The organism is Arthrobacter rhamnosi, assembly GCF_054510975.1.
Genome location: NZ_JBTNDN010000005.1, coordinates 61,350 through 84,641, shown reverse-complemented (window position 1 = coordinate 84,641; position 23,292 = coordinate 61,350). Strand labels below are relative to the sequence as shown.

Annotated in this window: 15 protein-coding genes; 11 read left to right on the top strand and 4 right to left on the bottom strand. The window is 63.8% G+C overall.

The features are described from left to right. Positions 1 to 7: 7 nt before the first annotated feature. Entirely contained in the window at positions 8 to 496 is a 489-nt protein-coding gene (locus tag ACX80J_RS12370) for a DUF3515 family protein (protein ID WP_459343401.1), read from the bottom strand. Positions 497 to 684: 188 nt separating this feature from the next. Between ACX80J_RS12370 and ACX80J_RS12365 the strand changes: the two genes are divergently transcribed. The 11 genes from ACX80J_RS12365 to ACX80J_RS12315 all read left to right on the top strand — a co-directional run bounded on the left by ACX80J_RS12365 (position 685) and on the right by ACX80J_RS12315 (position 14,916). Further along, positions 685 to 1,488 carry a hypothetical protein gene (locus tag ACX80J_RS12365; RefSeq protein WP_459347979.1) on the top strand — a complete coding sequence of 268 codons (804 nt, stop codon included), beginning with the start codon at positions 685 to 687 and terminating at the stop codon, positions 1,486 to 1,488. A 133-nt stretch (positions 1,489 to 1,621) separates the two neighbouring features. Further along, on the top strand, positions 1,622 to 2,677 hold the full coding sequence (locus ACX80J_RS12360) for an LCP family protein (protein ID WP_459347978.1): 1,056 nt from the start codon (positions 1,622 to 1,624) through the stop codon (positions 2,675 to 2,677). 383 nt (positions 2,678 to 3,060) lie between these two features. Next, complete coding sequence (locus ACX80J_RS12355; RefSeq protein WP_459347977.1) at positions 3,061 to 3,555, top strand: hypothetical protein; 495 nt, start codon at positions 3,061 to 3,063, stop codon at positions 3,553 to 3,555. A 78-nt stretch (positions 3,556 to 3,633) separates the two neighbouring features. Beyond that, entirely contained in the window at positions 3,634 to 4,824 is a 1,191-nt protein-coding gene (locus ACX80J_RS12350) for a glycosyltransferase family 4 protein (RefSeq protein ID WP_459347976.1), read from the top strand. A gap of 2 nt (positions 4,825 to 4,826) precedes the next feature. Next, a complete protein-coding gene (locus tag ACX80J_RS12345; RefSeq protein ID WP_459347975.1) occupies positions 4,827 to 6,569 on the top strand; it encodes a glycosyltransferase family 4 protein in 1,743 nt (580 codons plus the stop codon). A gap of 47 nt (positions 6,570 to 6,616) precedes the next feature. After that, complete coding sequence (locus ACX80J_RS12340; protein WP_459347974.1) at positions 6,617 to 7,465, top strand: ABC transporter permease; 849 nt, start codon at positions 6,617 to 6,619, stop codon at positions 7,463 to 7,465. Next, a complete protein-coding gene (locus ACX80J_RS12335; protein WP_459347973.1) occupies positions 7,452 to 8,342 on the top strand; it encodes an ABC transporter ATP-binding protein in 891 nt (296 codons plus the stop codon). The genes ACX80J_RS12340 and ACX80J_RS12335 overlap by 14 nt, the downstream gene beginning before the upstream one ends. Beyond that, positions 8,339 to 10,261, top strand: coding sequence for a glycosyltransferase family protein (locus ACX80J_RS12330; protein ID WP_459347972.1), 1,923 nt, complete (start codon positions 8,339 to 8,341; stop codon positions 10,259 to 10,261). Before ACX80J_RS12335 ends, ACX80J_RS12330 begins: the two co-directional genes overlap by 4 nt. Then, positions 10,242 to 11,540 carry a UDP-N-acetyl-D-mannosamine dehydrogenase gene (wecC, locus tag ACX80J_RS12325; protein ID WP_459347971.1) on the top strand — a complete coding sequence of 433 codons (1,299 nt, stop codon included), beginning with the start codon at positions 10,242 to 10,244 and terminating at the stop codon, positions 11,538 to 11,540. The genes ACX80J_RS12330 and wecC overlap by 20 nt, the downstream gene beginning before the upstream one ends. Next, on the top strand, positions 11,533 to 13,386 hold the full coding sequence (locus ACX80J_RS12320; protein ID WP_459347970.1) for a glycosyltransferase: 1,854 nt from the start codon (positions 11,533 to 11,535) through the stop codon (positions 13,384 to 13,386). Before wecC ends, ACX80J_RS12320 begins: the two co-directional genes overlap by 8 nt. A 144-nt stretch (positions 13,387 to 13,530) precedes the next feature. Then, positions 13,531 to 14,916, top strand: coding sequence for a glycosyltransferase (locus tag ACX80J_RS12315; RefSeq protein ID WP_459347969.1), 1,386 nt, complete (start codon positions 13,531 to 13,533; stop codon positions 14,914 to 14,916). Positions 14,917 to 14,970: 54 nt separating this feature from the next. Here ACX80J_RS12315 and ACX80J_RS12310 read toward each other — a convergent pair whose 3' ends face one another. The 3 genes from ACX80J_RS12310 to ACX80J_RS12300 form a co-directional block, all read right to left on the bottom strand. Next, positions 14,971 to 16,929: a fibronectin type III domain-containing protein gene (locus tag ACX80J_RS12310; protein WP_459347968.1), complete on the bottom strand. Its 1,959-nt coding sequence runs from the start codon at positions 16,927 to 16,929 to the stop codon at positions 14,971 to 14,973. Between the two features lie 1,445 nt (positions 16,930 to 18,374). Further along, entirely contained in the window at positions 18,375 to 19,427 is a 1,053-nt protein-coding gene (locus tag ACX80J_RS12305; RefSeq protein ID WP_459347967.1) for an XcbB/CpsF family capsular polysaccharide biosynthesis protein, read from the bottom strand. Then, positions 19,424 to 23,242: a CDP-glycerol glycerophosphotransferase family protein gene (locus ACX80J_RS12300; protein ID WP_459347966.1), complete on the bottom strand. Its 3,819-nt coding sequence runs from the start codon at positions 23,240 to 23,242 to the stop codon at positions 19,424 to 19,426. The genes ACX80J_RS12305 and ACX80J_RS12300 overlap by 4 nt, the downstream gene beginning before the upstream one ends. Positions 23,243 to 23,292: the final 50 nt, after the last annotated feature.

The window sequence follows — 23,292 nt, the reverse complement described above, 5'->3', positions numbered from 1 at the left end:
GGGACGGTCAGCCGCCCGAGGGTGCGGGGGTCGCGTCGGACAGTCCCACGCATGCCCGCGTCTGCCCGATCCTCGACACCGCGTCCCCGAGTTCCACGAGGACCGTGCTCGACGCGACCTCGTCGGGGTCGAAGAGGACCTCGACGGCAGGGTCGCGCCCGTAGGTGGTGGCGGTCCAGGCCGGATCCCCCTCGCGGACCACCCAGTCGACGTCGTTCACGGTCACGCAGGGGTCGGTGGTGGGTCCCGGAACGGTCACCCCGCACCGCAGGACCACTTTCGAGGGATCGCCCCAGGCGGACGTCGCCTGGCTGGTCGTCTCGCGCTGATCGTTCTCGGCGACCGTCGGTGGCAGGGCGATCATCACGTCGGCGCACCGGGCGTTCGCGGCATCGGCGGCGGGGTCGACATCCACTGCCGGGGCACAGCCGGACAGCGTGAGAAGCAGCACCGCCGCAGGCACCAGGCGGGTTCCGACACGGGGGAGGGCAGGCATGGCTCCACCCTAGTAGGTGGCCCGTGCACAGGAGCGACACGACGGTGTCGTCCTCCCTGGAAAGCAGGGTGGGGAAGGCCGCTGACAGTAGGATTCGAGAGCCGCAGCCGGTCTCAGGCTGCTGTTCCACCCGCACCCCGCGTGTCGCCTTCCAGCCCGTCGGGGGCGAGAGCCCGAGCCGAGGACACATGAACGCGCCCCACCGCCGCACCCCGACAACCGCCAGCACCAGGATTCTGTCCGCGGCCGCTGCCGCCCTCCTCGCGGGTTCGGTCCTCGCCGCACCGATGGCCGCATCCGCGGTCGAATCCGAGCCGGCCCCCGTCCTGCCTGCGCCGGCCGAGCAGCAACCCGTGGTGGCACAGCAGCCGCAGCCGGCCGCCACCTTTGGCGAACCGGCTCCACCCGATGGCGACCCGACGGCGACGTCGGGTATCGACCCGGAGACCGGGTTCGCCATCAACGCTCGCACCGGATTCCTGGTCCACCCTGTTACCGGGTACCTGATCGAGCCCGGAACCGGAAACCTCGTATTCCCTGACACCCTCATTTACACGAACCTGCGCTACGACGCCCTCACGGGCCAGGTTGGAGAGGTCGACGGCGAGATCGCCGCTCCGAATCCGGGCCCGGGGGGGACGGCGCCGATGCCGGCACCAACAGCGACAGCACCGGTGACGGCACCGGCGACTGCGACTGCAAAGGCCACGGCGACGGCAACGGCCTCCGCCTCCGCGTCGCCCTCCGGTACGCCTGCCCCGGCCGGCGAGACACCCGCCCCGGTGGCCCCGGTCGAGACGTCCTTGACGACCGCGACCCCGCCGGCGAGCCGCTCCGGCACGCCCACCGCCCGCAGCACCGCGCAGGCGGTACAGGAGGCACGGACGTCGTCCCCGGCCCCGGCCGCGTGGATCGGCGCGGGGATCCTCGCGGTCGCGCTCGTCGCCGTCGCGGTCCTCGCCGTCCGGCGGCGGGGCCGGCACCAGTCCTGAAGCAGCAGTCCCGAAGCCGCCCCGCCGGCAGGGTATCTCGCCGAGCACGGTGGGCGACCAGATCGGCCGCCTCACCTCTTCACCAACTGGGCGCCGTACGATGGACTAAACTCTTACACCTATTGGGAGCCTGATGACTGACTACGACTTCGACACCGAAGCCGAAGGACGAGTGACCCCGAGGCGTCGCAAGCACCCGGTGCGCACAACCTTCCTGGTCCTCGGTTCGCTTCTCGTCGTAGCGGCACTCGTCGCCGGCGGGTACCTGTTCTCCCTTGCACGATCCTTCAATGCGGGGTCCGAAACGATCGAGACGGCCTTTCCCGCGGAAGAATCGCGACCCACGGTGGCGCCCGAGGCAGAGGGTGCGGTCAACATCCTGCTGCTCGGGAGTGACTCGCAGGCGACGCCGGAAGAACTGGGCAACACGGCGTCCACCGATTCTTCGGACGGCCGTGCGGACACCATGATGCTGATGCACATCCCCGCCGACCGTCAGAACATCCAGGTCATGTCGATCATGCGCGACACCTGGACGGACATTCCGGGCCACGGCGAAGCGAAGATCAACGCTGCCATGACACTCGGCGGTGTGCCGCTCGTGGTCCAGACCGTCGAAGGCCTGTTCGGCGCGCGCATCGATCACGTGGCGAGTATCGACTTCGAAGGCTTCAAGGGCCTCACGAATGCGCTGGGCGGGGTCCAGGTGGTTAATCCTGTCGCATTCCAGTCGCGGGGCAGCAAGGGCAAGTACTTCGCAGCAGGACCCATCACCCTTCAGGGTGAGTCGGCATTGAAATTCGTCCGCGAGCGCTACGCGTTCAGCGACGGCGACTACCAGCGGGTGAAGAACCAGCAGCTGTTCGTGAAGGCGGTCATCAGCGAAGTGCTCACCGCGGACACTCTGACCAATCCCAAGAAGGTGTATCAGGTCGTCGACCAGGTCTCGCCGTTCGTTGCCGTGGACGCGACCCTCGACGCCGGGGCGGTCGGCTCGCTTGCGGTGTCGCTTCGCGGGGTGCGGGGCGGAGACATCGACTTCTTCACGCTGCCCAGCCTGGGGACAGGAACATCGGCGGACGGTCAGTCGATCGTGGTGAGGGATGATGCGGCCGTCGCCCAGGTTGCCGACGCGCTGCAGGGCGACACCCTGGACGACTACCTGGCCACAAGCCCGGTGGGCGGATGACGAGCGGGGGAACAACCGTGCGGCGGACCACCTGGTCCGCGATTCTCGGGTTGTCCGTCCTTCTCCTGCCTCTGGCCGTGCCCGCCGAGGCGACGACCTTTCCACTGCAACCGGTCGTCACACCGGTCCCCGGCCCAAGTCCGTCGGCAAGTCCCACTCCGCCCGTGGTCGTCCCGACGACTCGTCCGACCGCGGTAGTGACTCCGCCCGCTCCGGCCCCCAAGCCCGCTCCGGCCCCCGCGCCGGCTCCGGCCCCCGCGCCGGCTCCGGCCCCCGCGCCGGCTCCGGCCCCCGCGCCGGCTCCGGCCCCCGCGCCGGCTCCGGCCCCCGCGCCCGATCCGACGCCGTCTCCTGATCCGACGCCGTCGCCTGAACCTTCGCCGGTGGAAGAACCTGCAAGTGATGTCGATCCGGTCACAGGCTTCCAGATCGATCCCGTGACCGGATGGCTCATCCACCCTCCCACCGGGTACCTAATCGAGCCGGGAACGAACATCCTCGTGATCCCCGGCTCGCTTACCTACACATCGTTCCGATGGGATTCGGTGTCGGATCTGGTGGAGGATATTCAGGAGGAGTCAACGTCGCCGGAAAGCGAGCCGAAGCCGTCGCCGTCGCTTTCGCCGTCAACGGAGGCGACCGCGAAGCCGACCAGGGAGAGGCCAGCGTCGGCCGCGTCTGCGCGTCCTTCGGCAGTGCCTACTCCGTCCGAGACGAATGGGTCGGTGGTGGGCCCTGCAGACACCGATCAGGCCTCAAACCGCCAGACGATCGGGACGAACCCGATTACGCGCGTCCTGATGATCCTCCTGCTGGTTGGATTGGGTGTTGTCTATTACCGGAAGCTGCGGTCGGGCGGCACGGCTCGCAAATACTAGGCGTTGCAGTGTTGGGGGCTAGGATGAGCGGGATAATCTGGTCTCGATCTTCACTAGGGGGTTGCTCGGTTGCGTGTCATGCTCCTTACGCACTCCTACGCCCCTGAACACAGCCCGCCGCAGCGCCGGTGGACCCAGCTCGTCCGCTCGTTCAGGTCCACGGGCTGGGAGGTCGATGTCGTGACACCTGTCGCGCACGCTCCGCACGGCAGGCGAACCCTCGCCAAGCACCAAGCGGGCCGCCCGTTCCGGATGGACCGCGGTGACTTCGGCGAGTACATTCGCCGGGTGCCCTTCCTGTGGCACCGCACCACCCGGAGCGGACGGCTCGTCAACCACCTGTTCTCGGCCGCCATGAGTATTCCGGTGGCAACTTTCGCTCCCCGGCCCGACGTCGTCATCGTGACAGTGCCGAGTCTTCCCATCCTCGGGGCGGGATTTGTCGTATCGCGCATGCTGCAGCGGCCGCTGGTCGTCGACATGCGGGATGCCTGGCCGGATATCGCGCGGGACGCTCGAATCGTTCGCGGAAGCGCGAAAAGTCTTGCCGAACGGGTGATCATCGCTATCCAGGACCGCGCGGACCTCGTGGTGACGGTGACTTACGGGTTCGCCCACACGCTCCGCGAACGCGGCCTCAAGAACGTTGCGACCGTCACCAACGGCATCGACATGTCGGCCGTACGCGAGTTGCGTCCCCCTGCCGATCGGCAGGACCGCCTTGAGGTCCTCTACCTCGGTAACCACGGGGAGAGCCAGCGGCTCGACGTTCCCATCCGCGCCGCCGCCCTGGTGGGACCGAAGATGCGCCTGACGCTTGTGGGTCACGGTGTGGAGCGGAACGGCCTCATGGCCCTCGCCAGGCAGCTCAATGCTCCGGTGGAGTTCCACGCGCCGATTCACGGCCCGCAAATCATGGATTACTACGAGCGCGCCGACAGCTGCATCGTGAGCCTGAGGGATGACTGGAAGTCCTTCGATACCACCATTCCTTCCAAGACCTACGAGGTGCTGTCCGTCGGCCGTCATGTCACGGGAATCGTCAAGGGCGAGGCCCGTAGCATCCTTGAAGAAGCAGAAGCCGGGCACGTCGTGGCGTCCAACGCAGGTGCAGTTGCGGAACTGTGGCATGCCCTCGCCGAGAATCGGGAGCTGCTGCGGGTCGGGGAACTGGGCAGGACCTGGGTGCAGAACAACGCGAACGTGCAAGCCCTCGGCCAGGCATACATCGACCTCCTCACCGAGGTGGCGGAAAGACCCCGTCTGTGAGGATGACCCGGCTCATCGGCAACTTTCGGATCGCCGCGTCGACGGCCCTGACGCATTTCCAGGATGATCCTGTGCTGCTGGCCATCCAGGCCAGCCGCAGGCTTCCTTCCAGCATCGTCCGTCGGGTCGCAGGCGCAACCGGTCGGTTATCCGCGGTTCCCTGGATCCGCATGCCGGTCGTCGAGGCGCTTTCCGCTCACCTCCTCGGTAAGACCTCCACCGTGCGCTCCATCCTCAGCGGAGCCTCCGCCAGCGGCATCAACAGCGGTTGCGCGCGCCGCCTGGCCGACGTTGCGCTCGCTGCAGGCCTGCTCGGTGAGGCCGACGCGCTCCTGACCCTTGCCGGGTCCGGCGCCGCAGCGGCAGGGCTGCGGGCGCGCCGGCACTGGTATGACGGTGATATGACTGGCGCCGTCGGCGTCCTCCGGGAGGCAGGACAGGACCGGCATGCGGAACGGCTTGCAGGGGAGTTGCGCGTCTTCGAGGGCTGGACGCCGACTCTCGGCGAAGTGGAAGGCTATGCACCGGCGGGACGAACGGTCCTCCACCATTTGACCAACTCACTGCCCCATACCGGGAGCGGCTACGCACAGCGCACCCACTCCCTCCTCAAAGCACAGACCGAGGCCGGTTGGACCATACACGCGGCAACCCGTGTGGGGTACCCGGTACAGGTCGGAAAGCTCTTTGCCCGAGGCATGGACGTGCTCGACGGCGTGAGCTACCACCGCCTGCTCCCGGTGCCGATGGCTGCGGGGTTCGACCAGCGCCTGCAGCAGCAGGCGGAGGAACTCCTGAAGCTCGCGCTGGATCTCAAACCGGCCATCCTGCACGCCACGACGCCCTTCACGAACGGAATAGTGGTGGAGCAGGTCGCGCGTGCCCTGGGCATCCCGTGGGTGTATGAAGTGCGCGGCCAGCTGGCCGACACCTGGGCCTCCAATCGCCCCGCGCATGCGATAGCCAGCGAACGCTATAAGCTCTTCACTGATCGTGAAGCACAGGTGATGCGCAAAGCCAGCCTCGTGGTGACATTGGGTGAGGCTATGAAGCAGGGGATTATGCGCAGGGGAGTGCCGCAGGAAAAGATCCTGCTCAGCCGCAACGCGGTGGGCGACGAGTATTTGGAGGAGCCCCTGTCCCCGGGCGAAGCACGGCGCCTGCGGGGATTGCCCGAAGACGGCATCTTCGTCGGCACCGTCAGCAGCCTCGTCGACTACGAGGGACTGCACACGCTCCTCTATGCGGTCGCGCTGCTTGTTCCGAGTCACCCCGAGCTCCGGTGCCTGATCGTGGGTGACGGTGCCGCTGCCCCCGCCCTGAGGTCCCTGGCCCTCGAACTGGGAATTGCGTCGCAGGTAACCTTCACCGGTCGTGTTCCCCGTCACGAGGCACGGTCCTATCACCAGGCCCTGGACATCTTCGTGGTTCCTCGCATGAACCTCGACGTGACCAGCGCGGTCACCCCGCTCAAGCCCGTGGAAGCGATGGCCTGTGCGCGCGCCGTCGTCGCCAGTGATCTCCCGGCTCTTCGTGAGATCGTCAGGGACGGCGTCACCGGCCTCCTGGTCGGGCCGGAGAATTTGGAGGAACTCGCCGAGGCAATCAGGCACCTGGTGGACGATGGGTCGGAACGTGTCGACTTCGGCAAGAGCGGACGTGCAGAAGCACTGGCGACGCGCATCTGGTCGTACAACGCCTCGCAGCTCTCCGACGCCTACCAGCATTTGGAGTATTCATCCTGATGGCGAATGGTGTGCAGAATGGGCAGGCGACGCCGGAGCCAGCCGGAGTGAGGGTGGTGCCTGTCTCGACGGCCGGGTTGCTGCGTATCGGTGCTCGGCCCGGCCTCCTCGAATACCTGAAGCAGATTTGGAGCCATCGTGGCTTCATCGTCTACGACGCGCGCGCCAGGGTCAGCACCGGTAACAGGAGGGACCGCCTGGGCAGTGCCTGGATGATCCTCAACCCGATCCTCAACGGTCTGACCTTCTACCTCATCTTCGGTCTGCTGCTCGACACCAGCCGGGGCATCGGGAACTTCATCGGCTACCTGATCATCGGCGTGTTCCTTTTCCAGATCAGCGCGAGGGCGATCACCAACGGAGCCCGGTCCGTCCAGGCAAACAAGGCGGTCATCCAGGCGTTCAATTTTCCGCGAGCTACGCTGCCGATCTCGGTCAACGTACGCGAGATCCTCGCCTCGGTGCCGGTACTGATCACCATGCTGATCCTCATCCTGCTCTTCCCTCCGTCGGAGGACATCACGTGGCGATGGCTACTGATCGTTCCTGCGCTCTTTCTCCAGGCGGTCTTCAACCTCGGTGTGGGACTGATCCTCGCCCGGATGATCTCGCGCATCAACGACATCACCCACCTGTTGAGCTTCGGGCTGCGCGTGTGGATGTATGCCTCGGCGGTGTTCTTCTCCTACGACCGCTTCATCGAGCACCAAGCACTCCTGACGATCGTCAAACTCAATCCGATGTTCAACGTTCTCGATATCGTCCGGAACTGCGTACTCTATGCCACGCTTCCGTCCTGGACTTCGTGGGCGATCCTCTCGGCATGGGCCTTTGGACTGTTGGTACTCGGCATCGTGTTCTTCTGGAAGGCAGAGGAATCCTATGCACGCGAATAGGCAGGACGGTGACAGCCGGGGCACCCGTCCCACCGTGGTCGTCAACAAAGTCAGCATGCGCTACCACGTTCCCTCCACCGAGGAGCACCAAGCGGCGCGCGGTCGTGGCGCCGGCGGGTTGGCACGGAAGGTGCTCGGCCGGACCCCGCTCGTCGCGGTGGATGCCCTGAACACCCTGTCCCTCGTAGCGCAGCACGGCGAGTCGATCGGCATCGTCGGGCGCAACGGCTCGGGGAAGAGCACGCTCATGCGGCTCATCAGCGGGCAGAGCAACCCGACGGGAGGAGCGGTCTACGCCTCGAGCGTTCCTGTGATGCTCGGGGTCAACGCAGCACTGGTCCCCGAACTGTCGGGCGATCACAACATCATCCTGGGGTGTCTTGCCATGGGGTTGACCCGGGCGGAGATCGACGACAAGTTCGAGTCGATCGTCAACCTGTCGGGGTTGGAGAAGGCGATCCACCTCCCCATGCGGTCCTACTCGTCCGGGATGTCCTCCCGGCTGCGCTTCGCGATCGCCGCCAGTGTGGACCCCGAGATACTCCTGATCGACGAGGCACTCAACACCGGGGACGCCCAGTTCCGGGAACGCAGCAAGGAGCGGATGGACGAGCTCCGCGCCAGAGCGGGGTCCGTCTTCCTCGTGAGCCACAGCCTCGGCACCATCAAGGAGATGTGTACCCGCACACTGTGGCTGGACCAGGGTGATCTGTTGATGGACGGTGACCCTGCTTCAGTCACCAAGGCCTACCTGGAGTACACGCGCCAGCTCACCAAGGGGAACTTCGACACTGCGGCGAAGCTGCGCAAGGAAGCCCGAAGCTCGCTGGTCGTCACCGAGGTGGAAGCCCAGGGCTCGGGGCGCAGGAAGGCATGATCCGCGGTACTGCCGCCGCGGTGGCGCGCCTGCGGCGCGGGCTCTGGCACCTGCGCCGGGGTGGGATGAAGCAACTTCGGGCCTGGAGTGCTCGGGAGAGGGCGGACCTTCATCGATCGATCCCCGGTGGACTGCGCGGGGCAGAGGGAGCCTGGAGTGGGCGGGGGAGCCGCAGGCATCTTTCATTCGCGCCAACGACCGCCGCCCGCAGGGCCCCCCGTAGGAGCGAACTCCGGGTAGGGGTCATCCTCGACGAGTTCTCGTCATCCGCCTTCGCCTACGAGTGGACGATCCTGCCCCTCGATCCGCGCCGCTGGCTGGAACAATGCGAGAATGAGCGCCTCGACTTCGTCTTCGTCGAGTCCGCCTGGTCCGGCAACAACCGCCTGTGGCGCGGGAAGCTGGGAGGTGCGGACGGTCCGGCTCCCGAGTTCCGCGAGCTCATGGCCTGGTGCCGGGCGCACGGGCTTCCTACGGTGTTCTGGAACAAGGAGGACCCGCCCCACTACGCGGATTTCCTGGCAGCGGCGAAGCTCGCTGACTGGGTCTTCACCTCCGACGAGGGACGCATGGCGTCCTATTGCGAGGACCTGGGCCACGAGCGCGTCGCTGTGCTGCCTTTCGCCGCTCAATCGGCCATCCACAATCCCGTCCGCCCCGTGCACGGGCGGCACTCGAGGGATGTCGCTTTCGCCGGCACGTACTTCGCCCATAAGTACCCCGAGCGGAGGGAGCAGTTGCAGCTCCTGCTGGGCGGGGCGATGGACGCTTCGCCGGGCATGAAGCACGGACTGGAAATCTTCTCCCGGTTGCTCAACGGCGGTGTCAGGTACCAGTTCCCTGCGCCGCTCGGTACCCGCGTGGTGGGAAGCCTCCGATATGACCAGATGCTGACCGCCTACAAGGCCTACAAGGTGTTCCTCAACGCGAACTCGGTCGTGGACTCACCGAGCATGTGCGCGAGGCGTATCTTCGAGATCTCGGCCTCCGGCACGCCCGTGATCTCGGCGCCCAGTGCTGCCATACCCGAGTTCTTCGCACCGGGGGAAGTCCCGGTCGCCGCGACGCGTCTCGAAGCCACACAGCTGGTTCGTGCCCTCGTCCGCAACTCCGAACTCAACGACCGCACGTCCCACCTGGCGCAGCGGCGTATCTGGACAGGTCACACCTATGCCCACCGCGCTGAACGCGTTGTCGCGGCAGTGGTGCCGGCCAGGAGCCGGCCCGTGGACCGCCCCACGCTGTCGGCACTCGTGCCTACCCTCCGCCAGGGACAGCTGAAGCACATCTGCCGTATGATCGGCAGCCAGACGGGGGTCCGTGCCCAGCTGGTGCTCCTCGCCCACGGCATTCCGCTTCCGGAGCCGAAAGTCCGTGCTATGGCCTCGGCATATGGGATCGACGACGTCGTGTTCCTCGCCGAACCGGCCGAGACCACTCTCGGTGCCTGCCTCAACCGCTGCGTTGCAGCGGCGGACGGGCAGGTGCTGGCCAAGATGGACGACGATGACCATTACGGCCCGAACTACCTCAGCGACCAGCTGTTCGCGCTCGAGTATTCGGGCGCGGACGCGGTGGGCAAGCAGGCCCACTACATGCACCTCACGGCGTCCGATGCAGTGATCCTGCGATCGGGGGAGCGGGAGCACCGCTTCACCGACTTCGTCATGGGCCCCACCATCGTGGCGCACGCAGAACTCCTGCGGAACAATCCCTTCCCCGACCTTCGAAGCGGTGAGGACACAGCGTTCCTGAGGAACGTGTCAGCCGGCGGCGGGACCATCTACTCGGCAGACCGGTTCAATTACGTCCAGGTGCGCAATGGGTCCGGCCACACCTGGCAGATCGATGATGCCGAACTGCTTGCGACGGGCGATCTCAAGTTCTACGGAAGGCCATATGAGCACGTTGACATCTGACCCGACCCCCGGCAACCAGGACCGGGCCGACGTCGTCGTCGTCGGCCTCGGCTATATCGGGCTGCCCACGGCAGCAGTCCTCGCCACCACCGGCCTATCGGTGGTCGGCGTGGACGTCAATCAGGGAACGGTCGATGCCGTCAACAACGGACTCGTCCCCTTCGTGGAACCCGACCTCGGTGTCCACGTAGCCGGTGCCGTGAGCCAGGGAGCACTCAGTGCCGCAACGACGACTCCCCGGGCGCGCGCCTACATCGTCGCTGTCCCGACGCCGTTCATGGCGGACAAGAGCGCGGACCTGTCCTACATCCATGCGGCGGCGGAAGGAATAGCTCCGCAGCTCGAGGGCGGGGAACTGATCATCCTCGAATCCACGTCGCCTCCGGGTACCACCCAGCGCCTCGGCGATTTCCTTCTCGAGTTGCGACCCGACCTCAGCCTCGACGGGACGAACGGTAAGCCCGTGGTGCACCTGGCGCACTGTCCGGAACGGGTGTTACCCGGCCGGATCATGATCGAGATCGTCACCAATGACCGCGTCGTGGGCGGGCTGACACCGCACGCGGCCGAGGCCGCCCGGCAGCTCTACCAGACGTTCTGCCAGGGCGAGATCCACATCACGGATGCGGCGACGGCCGAGATGAGCAAGTTGGTGGAGAACGCGTACCGGGACGTGAACATCGCGTTCGCCAATGAGTTGAGCATCATCAGCGAGAACTTGAGTATCGATGTCTGGGAGCTCATCCGCCTGGCGAACCATCACCCGCGCGTCAACATCCTCAGCCCGGGTCCGGGCGTGGGCGGGCACTGCATTGCCGTCGACCCCTGGTTCATCGTCGCAGCGGACCCCGAGAACTCGACGCTGATCCGGACCGCCCGCGAAGTCAACGACAGCAAGCCCGGGCATGTCGTGCACAAGGTGCTCGCGGGGATCGACGGTTTGGCCGAGCCGGTCGTCGCCTGCCTCGGCCTTGCGTTCAAGGCGAATATCGACGACATCAGGGAGTCGCCGGCAGTCGAGATCGTGCAGCGCCTGGCGGCTGCTGCACCCCACGCTCGACTCCTGGTGGCAACTCCGTTGAGGGACAGGCGGAATCTGCCCTCGGTCGTCTCGGGAATCGCCAATGTGGAGTGGTGCGAGATGCAGGACGCTGTCGATGCAGCCGACCTGGTGGCCTTGCTGGTGGACCACGACCGGTTCCGGGAGATTCCACTCGAGAGTCTCGAGGGCAAGGTAATTGTCGATACACGAGGATTCTGGGGGGAAAAACATGCCTGAAGCAGCAGACGGAGAGCAGATAGCACCGGTGTTGCCGGCGGGGCGACACTTCGCGGTCACGTGGAGCCTGCCGACGGAGTTCGCAGGGCGGACCAACGCGATGCTCCACAGGTCGCGCGCATTCGCCGAGTCCGGCGGGCGTCCGGTAGATATCCTCACCTTCGACGACTTCCGGGATTACGGACAGGTCCGGGAGCAGTTGTCGGAGGATGGATTCCTCTCGGAGGGCACCTCCGTCCTGAACCTTTGGGAGGACCTGCCGTCGCTGGTCGAGGACCTTGACGGCCCCGACCTCAACCAGGCCTTCGAAGAGTTCGCCCCGCTTGCATCATGGTCGGGGCCCGTGGTCGACCTCGACGGACCTCACCCCCGTCGTGCACGGTACGCGGTGGACGGGACCCTGTTGCAGGTCGATCACTTCCGCGCGGATGGTTCACTCCTCCTGTCGGATCGTCACGACGCCCGTGAGTTGGGCACCCATGGGGGGCGGTCGTTGATCCTGTGTGACGGAGACGGCCGGCCGATCCGGCGGTTCGGCTCATCGTGGGGGCTGTACCGTGCGTGGCTGGAATTCCTCGTCGGGAATTCGCCTGCCTGGTTCGTCGTCGACAACAAGAACACGGCGCGGTTCATGGCCACCTTCAAGCGCGAGAACGCAGTGCTGCTCTATGTCATCCACGAATCTCATCTCATGTCGCATAATGGCGGTTTCGCCTCCGAGCTGACGCCTTCAGCGAAGGAGGTGTTTCCTCATTTGGACCGTTTCGACGGCGTGGTCTACCTGACCGAGCAGCAGGCGGGCGACGTGCACCTGCGGTATGCGGATGTCGGCAATTCCTTCGTGATCCCCAATGGTCGGAGCATCGGGGGGACGGTGGATCCTACCGCCCATCGGGTACCAGGGCTGGGCATCCAGGCAGCGTCCTTGAATCGTCGGAAGCGTGTTGACCACTCGATCCGGGCTGTCCATCGCGTCCGCACGTCCACGGACCTGCCGGTACAGCTCGATTCTTTCGGCGAGGGCTCCCAGCGCGAAAGCCTCGAAGCTCTCATCGGCGAGCTAGAGGTCGGGGACATCGTGCGGCTGCGAGGCCACAGCAAGCAGGTCGGCCTGGCATTCCAGCGAGCGTCATTCTCACTCCTGACGAGCACGTCCGAAGCCCTGGCCCTGGTGCTTGTCGAGTCCATGGCGGCGGGATGTGTCCCGATCACGTACGACATGCCCTACGGCCCGGCGGCGGTCATCGAGTCCGGCGTGAACGGCTTCATCGTGGAGCAGGGGAATGTCGAGAAACTGGCTGACTGCATCAAGGCCTTCCTGGCACTGCCCGAGGAAGAGCAACTCGCCCTCCGCACGGCCGCCCTGGAGCGGGCTCAGGATTTCTCGGATTCCTCGGTCGTTTCGAGATGGGCCGAGGTGATGCGGGAGGTATGGGAACGCAAGCACCGGACGCCCGTCGTCTTCACTGTTGCCATCCCTTCGTCCGACTACTGCGTTCGATCCGGTGGGCGGCTGCGGATCGAAGTCCTGGCGCAGGTGTCGTCGGCCGATACGGATCTTCCGTCCGTCCCCACCTTCTTCTGCACGGTGCGGGCCCGGCAGCAGCAGGACTTCTTCCGGGTCGAGGCGAGCGAAGCAGTCGCGACCGTGGACGGCGCCTACCGCCTCCTGTTCGACTTTGATCCTGCCGCGACCCGATCTCTCGGACCCAGTACGGTCGACTTCACGCTGGAAGCAAGGTGTGCCGGCAGCCGTGCCACCACGAGGATGCCGCTGCACGGCGACCCCGTGTCACTCCGGGTCTACTCCACCCGCCACGGCAGTATGAGTATGACTCTCAGCTGATCGCTTACGGCAGCGTACGTCAGGATCCAACACGAAAGGCACCACACCACTATGCTGCATTCCGGCTCGGTCACTCGTCAGCACGTCCTACCCGACGGGTACCACTGCGCGGTCACCTGGGGCATACCCTTCGATTACGGAGGAATGACCAGCGCGATGCTCCGGCGGTCGAGAGCCTTCGTCACGGAGGGCGGGCAGCACGTCGACGTGCTCACGTTCGACTATCAGCCGGACTATCCGGACATCGCCTGCGAACTGGAGGCGAGCGGGGCTATGATCCCCGGCATGCGGCTCCGCAATCTATGGGACGAACTCCGGTCTCTGCCGGACACCACACTCGGTTCAGCCCGATCCGCCCCGCGTGTGAAGGGCGCGTACCAACGCATTGCCCCGGGCGAGGGCGAGGCTGAGCTCTTCGCGGGAGAACCGCGGAGGAGAGTACGCTACGACGCGACGGGCGCTGTCGTCCTTCAGATCGACTATCTGAGGGCGGACGGGTCGGTGTACGTGTCCGACCGCCGGGACCTGGACGAACCCGGCACGGAGGGGGGCCGGCTTGTCTCGCTCTGCGACGGCGACGGGTGCCACGTGGCGTCCTGGAACCAGATGTGGCCTCTTTATCTGTTCTGGCTGGATGTCGTTGTCGCTGATCGGGAAACCTTCATGATCATCGACAGCAAGTCGACAGCAAACTTCATCACGCGGTATCGCAGGCCGAATGTCATCACCATGCACCTGGTGCACAACTCCCACATGGCAGCCGGTCAGCTGCCGCCGCACGGGGAACTGAGCCGTGTCCGTCGCTACACTTTTGAGCGCCTGTCCTCGTTCGACGCGGTGATCTTACTGACAGCCGCGCAGAAGAGGGACGTCAACGAGGTGTATGGCGCCCTGGCCTCGACCGGAGTAGTTCCCAACAGTACGGAACTCGTGCCGTTCGACCCGGATCAGGATCGCGACCCCGAAGTCGGCGTCATGCTTGCGAGCCTGAACGGACGGAAACGTGTACAGCACGCAATCAGGGCCGTACGGATGGCCAGGGATTCGGGAGCAGAATGCAGTCTCACGATCTTTGGTGACGGTCCCGACCGGGGCCGGCTGGAGCAACTCGTCGACGAGACGGAGCTAAAGGCTTCAGTTCATCTGCCGGGGTTCAGTGAGACCGCACGGCATAACTTGTGGTCCGCCTCGTTCACCCTGCTGACGAGTACCACCGAAGGTCTGCCCCTGGTTCTGCTGGAGGCGATGAGCGGAGGTTGCCTGCCCATTGCCTACGACATCCCCTACGGCCCGGCTGATCTCATCGAAGACGGCGTGAACGGTTTCCTGGTAGCGCCGGGCGATGTGGCCGCGGTGGCGCAACGTATCGCGACGATCGTATCCCTGCCGGCCGGCGAGTTGCGGACCATGCGCCGGGCAGCGCGTGCCACTGCTGAGCGATTCTCTGATTCTGCCGTCACTGCCCGGTGGAGTCGAGAAATGCACTTGGCCTTGGACCGCAAGCTCGAGGAGAGCGTGAGCATGTTCTGAGCCATAGCTGCTCCGCGGAGGACGCATCGGCGTTCTCCGCGGAGCAGTGTGGTCCTACGGCAGTTGGACGTCTACCCGGATCATATTGTGGTCCGAAGGGATGACACCGATGAAATTGCCGCTGGAATCGACGTTCACCACGGTCTCCCACTGCGCGACCCTCATCTTCGAGGTGAAGATGTAGTCGAGGTAGGTTCCGTTGCCGTAGTCGTTCCGTGCATTAGCCAAGCGCTTGAAGGCATTGAAACTGTCGTAGAAGGTGCCAATCCTCGATTCGACAGTTGCGCTGGAGCTTGGCAGGTCCGTCGCATACGTATTGCCCAGGGGGTCCACGTAGCCGGCTGCCGTGAGGACGTCGTAAGGAACGTTGGCCGGATCCGTCCACTTGTGGGAGTTGAGGTCGCCCGTGATGAGAACGGGAAGGCCCTCCGGATTCCTCAGCTTGATCTCCGCCAGAATGCTCCTGGTCTGCTGGTCGCGAAGCACCTGGTACTCTGCGCCACCTCCGGACTGCAGGTGCGTGTTGGCTACGAAGAATCGCTTGCCGCTGGACTTCTGCCTGAAGGTCGCCCAGGCCACAAAGCGGCCGTTGTCCTGACCGGACAGGGATGGAAGGGCCAAGGAGCCCTCATTCAGCAAGTCGACGGTGGTGGAATTGAAGAGTAGCTTCGTTCCCTGTGAAGCGCCTTGGTACTGGTAGACACAGTTGGTCGGGGTCGCGTGGTTGACGCAGTTGTTCCGCTTGACGTTCGTGAGCTTGTACGGCGCTCCGGCACTGTTCAGTCGTTCGGCGAGGTCCTCGAACTGCGAAATGCCTCCCGGCCGGGCATCATCCTTGAGCCAGCCCTGGGACGCCTCCTGCACTCCGATGACGTCGGGATGCTGGTTCTTGATGCTGGTCACGACTGAGGCGCGGCGGTCTGACCAGGGAAGCTCGTTGGGGTCTCCAGCGAAACAGTTGGCGCACTTGATGTTGTAGCTGGCCACTCGGAGGGGATTGCTGATGGGGCCCAGTTGGCTTGACGGCGTTGTCTTCGCCGTGATGGCGCTGGAGTAGGGGCTGAGGCTGGTGGTGCCGTCGGCGGAGATGGCCGAGACGCGGAAGTAGTAGGTGGTATTGGGTGTGAGGCCACGGATGTCGGCGGTGGTGGTGTAGTACCGGTTGTAGGTGGCGCCGGACATGTCGGATTTGGTGGAGTACTGGATGCGGTAGCGAGGTGCGTTGTTCCAGGCGTTCCAGGCCAGCTTGATGCCGAATTCGCTTTGCTCCGTGAACTTCAGGCCGGTCGGTGCGGGGGTTGCAGTGGGGGCTGCGGGGGCGGTTCTGGCGGTGATGGCGCTGGAGTAGGGGCTGAGGCTGGTGGTCCCGTCGGCGGAGATGGCCGAGACGCGGAAGTAATAGGTGGTGTCAGGTGTGAGACCACGGATGTCGGCGGTGGTGGTGTAGTAGCGGTAGTACGTGGCGCCGGACATGTCGGGTTTCGTGGAGAACTGGATGCGGTAGCGCGGCGCGTTGTTCCATGCGTCCCAGGCCAGCTTGATGCCGAACTCGCTCTGCTCCGTGAACTTCAGGCCCGTGGGGAACGGGGAATCGGTCTTTGTGCTCACCTTGATCGCGCTCGAGTACGGGCTGAGGGCCGTCGAGTTGTCGGCCGCGAGCGCCCGAACCCGGAAGTAGTACGTAGTGTCTTTCGTGAGTCCCGTGACGGTCGCACTCGTTGTGCCGTACCGGTAGTACGTGGCGCCGGACATGTCGGGGTTCGTGGAGAACTGGACGCGGTAGCGCGGCGCGTTGTTCCACGCGTCCCAGGTGAGCTTCACGCTCGTGAGGTCCTGGGAGGGCGAGACGAGTCCAGTTGGAGCCGCGGACGTCGTCTGAACGACCGTCGTGGCAGGCGCCAGCGGGGCAGCGGCGCTGCTTTGTGCCCCGATGAACAGAAGGAGGATCAGCAACGCGGATACGACGGTGGCCGCTTTCGCGACGAAAGTATCGAGTGAGAGGGGACTATTCATGATTCCTCGTGGGCTAGGTATTCCGGAGGTACGCAGGATGAGTCGTTCAGGGAACTTCGGGACTAGGGTGCAGTGAGGCAGCGTTGGTCGTTCAGCCAGCGGAGATGATCGACGCCGCCCCTTCAGGGGTAGGCTCCGCGGCCGATACGACGGTGGTCAGCCGCTACAGGTGCTGTACAGATGGCTTCTGATGAGACGCCCGAAATATCCCAGCGTGGACGGTACTGGTGTATGAGGGTTAGCACAGGCTCTGCGCCTGATCCTCCATCTCAGGAGGGCTGCCGGCGCGGGCCGTGGCAGCGTGCTTGAAAGTAGACGCATGATGAGACCTCGGAGAAACGGTAGTGCCCCCAGCGGGCATGACGAGATCATTCCACTTGCTGCACGACGCGAGCCCTGACCTGCGGGAAAGCTGCCCGAATACTGCGCGCTACTTCAAGGAGGACAAAGCTCTGGGCGGACTCTTGCGTGGCCAGCAGATGCAAAGTCTCACCGCAGACGGAAACCTCCGTCGGGCCAGCTCGCTAGGCGGAGCACAGTGGATTCCGAGACTCAAGGGCACGTTGGGCCAAGTTGTTTGGAAGCCTCAACGGCCTCCCCGGAAAACAGGTGTCATGGCGCTTCCTGGCCGCGATGTCCCGCAAGCCTTTGAAGTAGGGCAAGTGAAAGGGCATACCGATTGCCTTGCAGTAACCGCGTAGGGCAACAGAGCACTTTTGCCGTTCAGCCACGGCCCGTCGGGGCGGCGGGGATGCGCGCGGGCAGCGGTAGTGCGCTCATCGAATGTGGACGTGTTAGCGGGATCGTGCTGTCTCGTCGCCAGCGCAATAGGTAGGCCAATATGCCGAAGGTGGGAAGCGCCGCTCGCACGAGAAGCGACGGCACGCCAGTACCTCGTAAGCGTGTGCGTTTTGTTCCACTTCGATGACCTGGGACAGGGGCTCACGATTCGAGCTCCAGCCTGAGCTGCTCAACACCGTCGCAGACGTACTCCGAAAGGGAGTTCGAGCCCTCAGAGGCTTTATTGACCTTGCCTGGACTCAAACGATGGCCGGACGACGCCGATCATGTCGACCTGTCTTCCTCGCCCTCGTTCCCAGGAACCACCGGCCACACCATCTTTCACCTAGAGCAGTGAATGCGCGCCAGACGATCGACATCGGTCACTCGGCCTCAAGCCCCCTCAATCTCCTCAGGGGCAGTGAGTCCCAGAACAGCTGCCACGGAGGGGGAATGCTGCGCCGCAGGAAGGATGCGAATGGAGGGCTTTCGTCCTCCAGCAGTCCGTGTGGACAGGTCCTCGGTCCGGTACATGCCCAGAAATGGATGACTGAGACAAGCCCAGGCAAGGTTCACACCAGCTGCAGCTGCAGGAATCTGGCTGCACGGCCTCGAGGGCAGGCTGGACGTCCGTGGAGCGGTGGTGGAGCAGCCGGGACGGGTTACTAGACGATGGTCCTCAGCCCGGGAGTGAGCTGTTCATCGAGAAAGAACTGGTTCATTAACATCGTGGCGATGTTCAGGGTCCTGGGGCTGACATCAGGATGGTCGTTGATACCGGGGTTGATCGAGTTGAAGAACGCGACGCGGTGAGCGAGGTGCTTCAGCAGCGTCGATGCGATCGCCGAGTATTGTGGTGATCGCTCCGAGAAGATGACCGACCCTTCGGCTCCGTTCCGCGAGCCGAAGGCAGTGTATTGAAACTTATTCGATAGCAACTCTTCGAATACTTCATCCTTCGTCCGCTCGAAAATTCCCCCCCGTGTGAAGTGGGAGTCACGAAATTGATGGACGTAGTAGTCATCGGAAACGATCGGATCTACCGAGATGAATTTATAGCCGCCTGTCATGCCGTGGAAGAGGGCGGCAGTGCCTCCTTTGGAAGCACCGTACAAGACGACATTAGCTGTGGGGACGGCATACTGGATCATTACGTCGCTGAGAAGTCGCTGAATCCTTCTCACATTGTCCGGATTCCTATAGGTGTTCAGATAGAATGCCCCAACCACACCGCCGATATCCGCTATTCGCAGTACGCCAGCGTCCTGGGGAATGTACTTCTGAGCAGACCTGAAATTCTGTTCGAAATAGCGCATCATGCTTGTGTCGTAGATGCTAGTACTCATGGACGAAAAGATCACCAAGAGCTTGGGAATGGGGGTCGGGCACGGGGCAGGGGTGTAGGAGTAAATTAGTCCCTCAGAGTTCACCGAGTAGTCCCCCTCCTTGACCCGATGCCATAGTTTGCCGATGGTGTGGTCCCTGACGAGACGTGTGCTGCTCTCCGTTTTGCGATACACGTAAAATCCGGCCATGGCAAAGCGTACGAGAATGTCTTTTGCATCCTCCACCCGGCGGGCTATCTGCAGGAGCGACTCTCCTTCGAGTCCGACGGAACCGTGTGCCACTTCTGCGTAGCTGACGGTTTCAGCCATTCCCTCCAGCTCGGCGAGCATATCCGTTGATGAAGAATCGAGGGTGAGGCTCAACTCGCTCAAATGAGCTCCTTCTGATACTCGCGAAGCGCGATGCTGGTGAATTTCCGGAGTGCTTCGAACTCGTAGGACGAGTAGTCAAAGGGCTTATAGATCGGCCAGTCCTCGAGGAACATAGTCAGGCCCTCTCTCAATCCTTCGACAGAGTTCTCGACGAGCAGTCCGTAACCATCCTGCAATATGCTCCGGGGACCGACGACGTCGGTCGAAATAACTGGCTTCCCCAGTATGAGGGCCTCCAGCACAGCCAGGCCTTGTCCCTCGTAGTTCGATGAGAAAACGAAGCAGTCGCCTCTACGGATGACCGGGAAGGGATTCAGCCGGAGTCCTGCGAGAAGTACCTTTGACGACAGTCCGAGTGCCACTATCTGCCTCTCCAGACGGTTCCGCAAGGGCCCGTCACCGAGGATGATCAGTTTCGCGTCGTCATGGTGCTCAGTGAGAACGGCGAAGCTTTGGAGTAGTTTTGCGTGGTCCTTCTCGGGGGAGAGGCGCCCAGCTGTGACGAAGACCGTCGGGCACTCGCCGACCCACTCTTCGATGTCATCGGGTACTGGTTCCTGCGATAGCGCAACGGTCGCGTCGGCATTCACGAGGTTGTTGCTGTGCTCGAACTTACGCGGATCAAGATTGAACCGGTCCGACAGCTGTTTCCTGTTCTCCTCCGCGACACTTTCGGTGACGGAAATCAGCGAGTCATAGCGGGGGTACAACCGGAACATCGACTCGAGGTACCGGAAGCGGTGGAGCCACTCGCTGTGCATGTCATTGTGCAGGAAGATCGACTTCGTCGTGGACTCGGACGGTCCCGCTGCGAAGAGAGCAGCCCAGAAGCGGGCATATCCTTCGAAACAGACCAGCGCGTCGAAGTGGGCGGTACCGAACATGCGTCGAAACTCACGCGCGAATGCAGCGTGGTAGATGCTCCATTGCTCATCCGTGTGGAGGTCTCCCTGCGCGTTGAACTTGTCGATAATCCAGCGTTCTTCGGCGCTGATCAGCTGGCCTCCTACGCGTGGAAGAATACGGACGTGCTCCGGGTTCTGTCCAAATCTCTCCATCCGCCGTTCATCGGACGAGACGGACGACGGCTCCAGCGCGACGAAAACCTCCACGTCAGCAGGGTCGAGATGCGATGCGAGGTTCAGGTACGAGGAGGTGATGCCGTTCGGGATGAAAGATCCCTGGTACATCAACATCGTCCGACGGGTTCTCGCCTCGCGCTGCATCTCCCACTTGGAGGACTGGAAGAAAAAAAACTCGATAGCGCGTTGCGATGACTGACCGCACTCGAGACCGACATATTCCGCAGGGCACAGATCGTTCTCGGAGGGCGAGGCGAGCGCCTGCTCGATCACCGCTCTGACCTCCGGTGCTTGTCTGCAGATCGTCCCTGGCAGCGACGTGATGTCGAGACACAGCCCTCGGGTTTCCTGATATTCCTCCAGATCGTAGGCGTAGTAGATGATGGGTTTTCCGGTCGCCATGAAGTCGAAGGCGACACTCGAGTAGTCGGTGATCAGGACATCGACGATGGACAAGAGATCGTTTGTGTCGATGTCGGACGGGACGAGATATCCCTCTACACCCGCGTTGTCGAGCAATGCCTCGGTGACCGGATGGCCACGGAAGAGGAAATGAGCGTCGGTGGAGGCCATGATCCGGAGGTCGTCCACAAGCTTCTCGTTGTCGATCTGCCTGTCCGCTAGTGATCCCCGCCACGTGGGTGCGTAGAAGACGACTTTCTCCGAAGGACTGATCCGGAGTCGGGCGCGAAGCTTCGCGCCGGCGACGGACGCGGAAGCGATGGTTGCGTCCACCCGTGGGTAACCCGTGACTGCCACAGCGCCATCGAACAGCCCGGCTATCTCGTACTTGTCGAGGAGGATCTGGGCGGTGAACTCGTTCGGTGCGAGCAAATGCGTCGTATGCAGGAAGTTACGGGTGGCATTGCGATGGTCCATGAAGCCGCCCTTTATGTCCCGCCCCAGTGACTTCATCGGCGTCCCGTGCCACGTGTTCAGGTATTGCTGCTCCGGACGGCGGCAGAAATAGGGCGGGAAGGTGTTGTTGTTGATCAGGTACTTGGCGGACGCGAGATACCTGAGGTACAGATCGCTGTCCCGCGCGGTGAAGATCACATTGGGAAGGCCGCGCAGTTCCACCGGAATGCGCGACCGGTCGTTGATCACTAGGACATGGGTCTTGTCGGCGAAACGCTCGTCGCGAAGGGTGCTCCGCAGGATGTTCAGGGGGTTACAGCCTATCGAGCTACCCTGACTGCTCTCGTAGAGTATGACGTCGTCCCGGATGGCGAGCGTCTCCAGGTACTCGACGTAGAACATGGACTGCTTGAGGCGTGGATCCTTGAGGTACTTGGTGGTGTTCACTCCGTGAGGCCGCTTTAGCAGGCGTGCCTCTAGGAAGGCAGCCGTTGCGCGCTCGAAGAAACCGAGCTGGTACAGGGCCGACCCCAGTGCGGTGTACAGGCTGGGTACGTGGACTTCGGATCGGTGGACGGCGGCCTCGTACGCCGCGGCGGCTATATCGGGGGCCCCCCGATCCATTGCGTACTGCGCGAGCTGCGAACACTGCTGAGCCGTCTGGGCCGCCCGCGCCGCAAGCAGCCCGTCCGTGAGGAGATTCCTGACGTACTCGGAGGGAGCGACCTGTGTCTCCCGGTGTGGCTCGAGTAGCGCGCCTTCTGCAGACGTCGCATTTCCGGTGAAGGCCGCGCATGCCTCCTTGAATCGTCGGGCCTTGTTTAGAACATAGCCGAGACGGTAGGACCAGTATTCGTTCCTCGCCGGGGATAGGCTGAGTGCGAAGGAGTAAGCATCAGCGGCCTCTGCCCAGTGTTCGTTCCGCTCGAACGAGAACCCCAGTCGGTAGTGCCACTGCGCTTGGTTCGGATTCAGTCCGATCGCGATCCTGATGGCGTCGGCGCCGCCCGCCCAGTCGTAGCAGCGTTGAAGCGCGAAACCCCAGCGATACGCGAGCTCCGCGTCGTCGGGCCGAGCACGGAAGACGCTCTCGTAATGGGTGGCGGCAAGCTGCCATTGGCCCTTCTTTTGGAAGAAGACACCGATACCGTAACGGGGCGACTCCAGCTCGACATCGGCTGCGAGCGCACGTTCGAAGTGACGCGCCACTCGGTGTTCCGAGCCCGCCAGGTCGTGAGCCCAACCAGCTTGGAAATGCAGCTGGGCGTTTTCGGGTGTCAGGCGTGCAGCTGCAGCATAGTTCTCAGCCGCCTGCTGGAAGCGATTCATGAAGAAGAACGCATCCGCGAGGGCGCCCAGCCACTCGGGGTCATCCTTGAAGAAAGGCTTTCCGGCGGTGAGGACATCGATCTCCTGCCACTTCGGAGCCTTCTGCTCGCGCAGGGTGCGCCGACGTTCGATGAAGACCGCTCGCGATTCCGCCAGTTCGGCCCGCTCCGCTGCCAGCTGGCGCTCCGCGGCTGCCACGACTGAATCGAGGCGGTGCTGCCATCGTTCATGTTCGGGCTGTAGGCGGAGAGCTTCCGTGTAGTGCTCCCTGGCGACGGTGAACAGGAGCTGCTTCTCCCTGATGTACCCCAGCCGGTAGTGCCACTGGGCGACGGACGGATCGAGCTTCAGAGCCGCCGTGATGTGCCGCGCGGCACCTTCGAGATTGCCGAGGTGCAACTGGGCGTGTCCCAACTCGAAATGGGCTTCCGCCGTTGCCGGCCCGCCGGCGGAGGAGCCGGACGTCAGGGCATGTGCGACTGCAACCCAGTCGTGTGCGTCATCAGGATGACGGACGGCATCGTGACGGGCTGTGCCGTTGGTCATGGATCTCCTGGTGGACTGGCTTGGATCATCGGTTGTTCGATCCGGCTGAT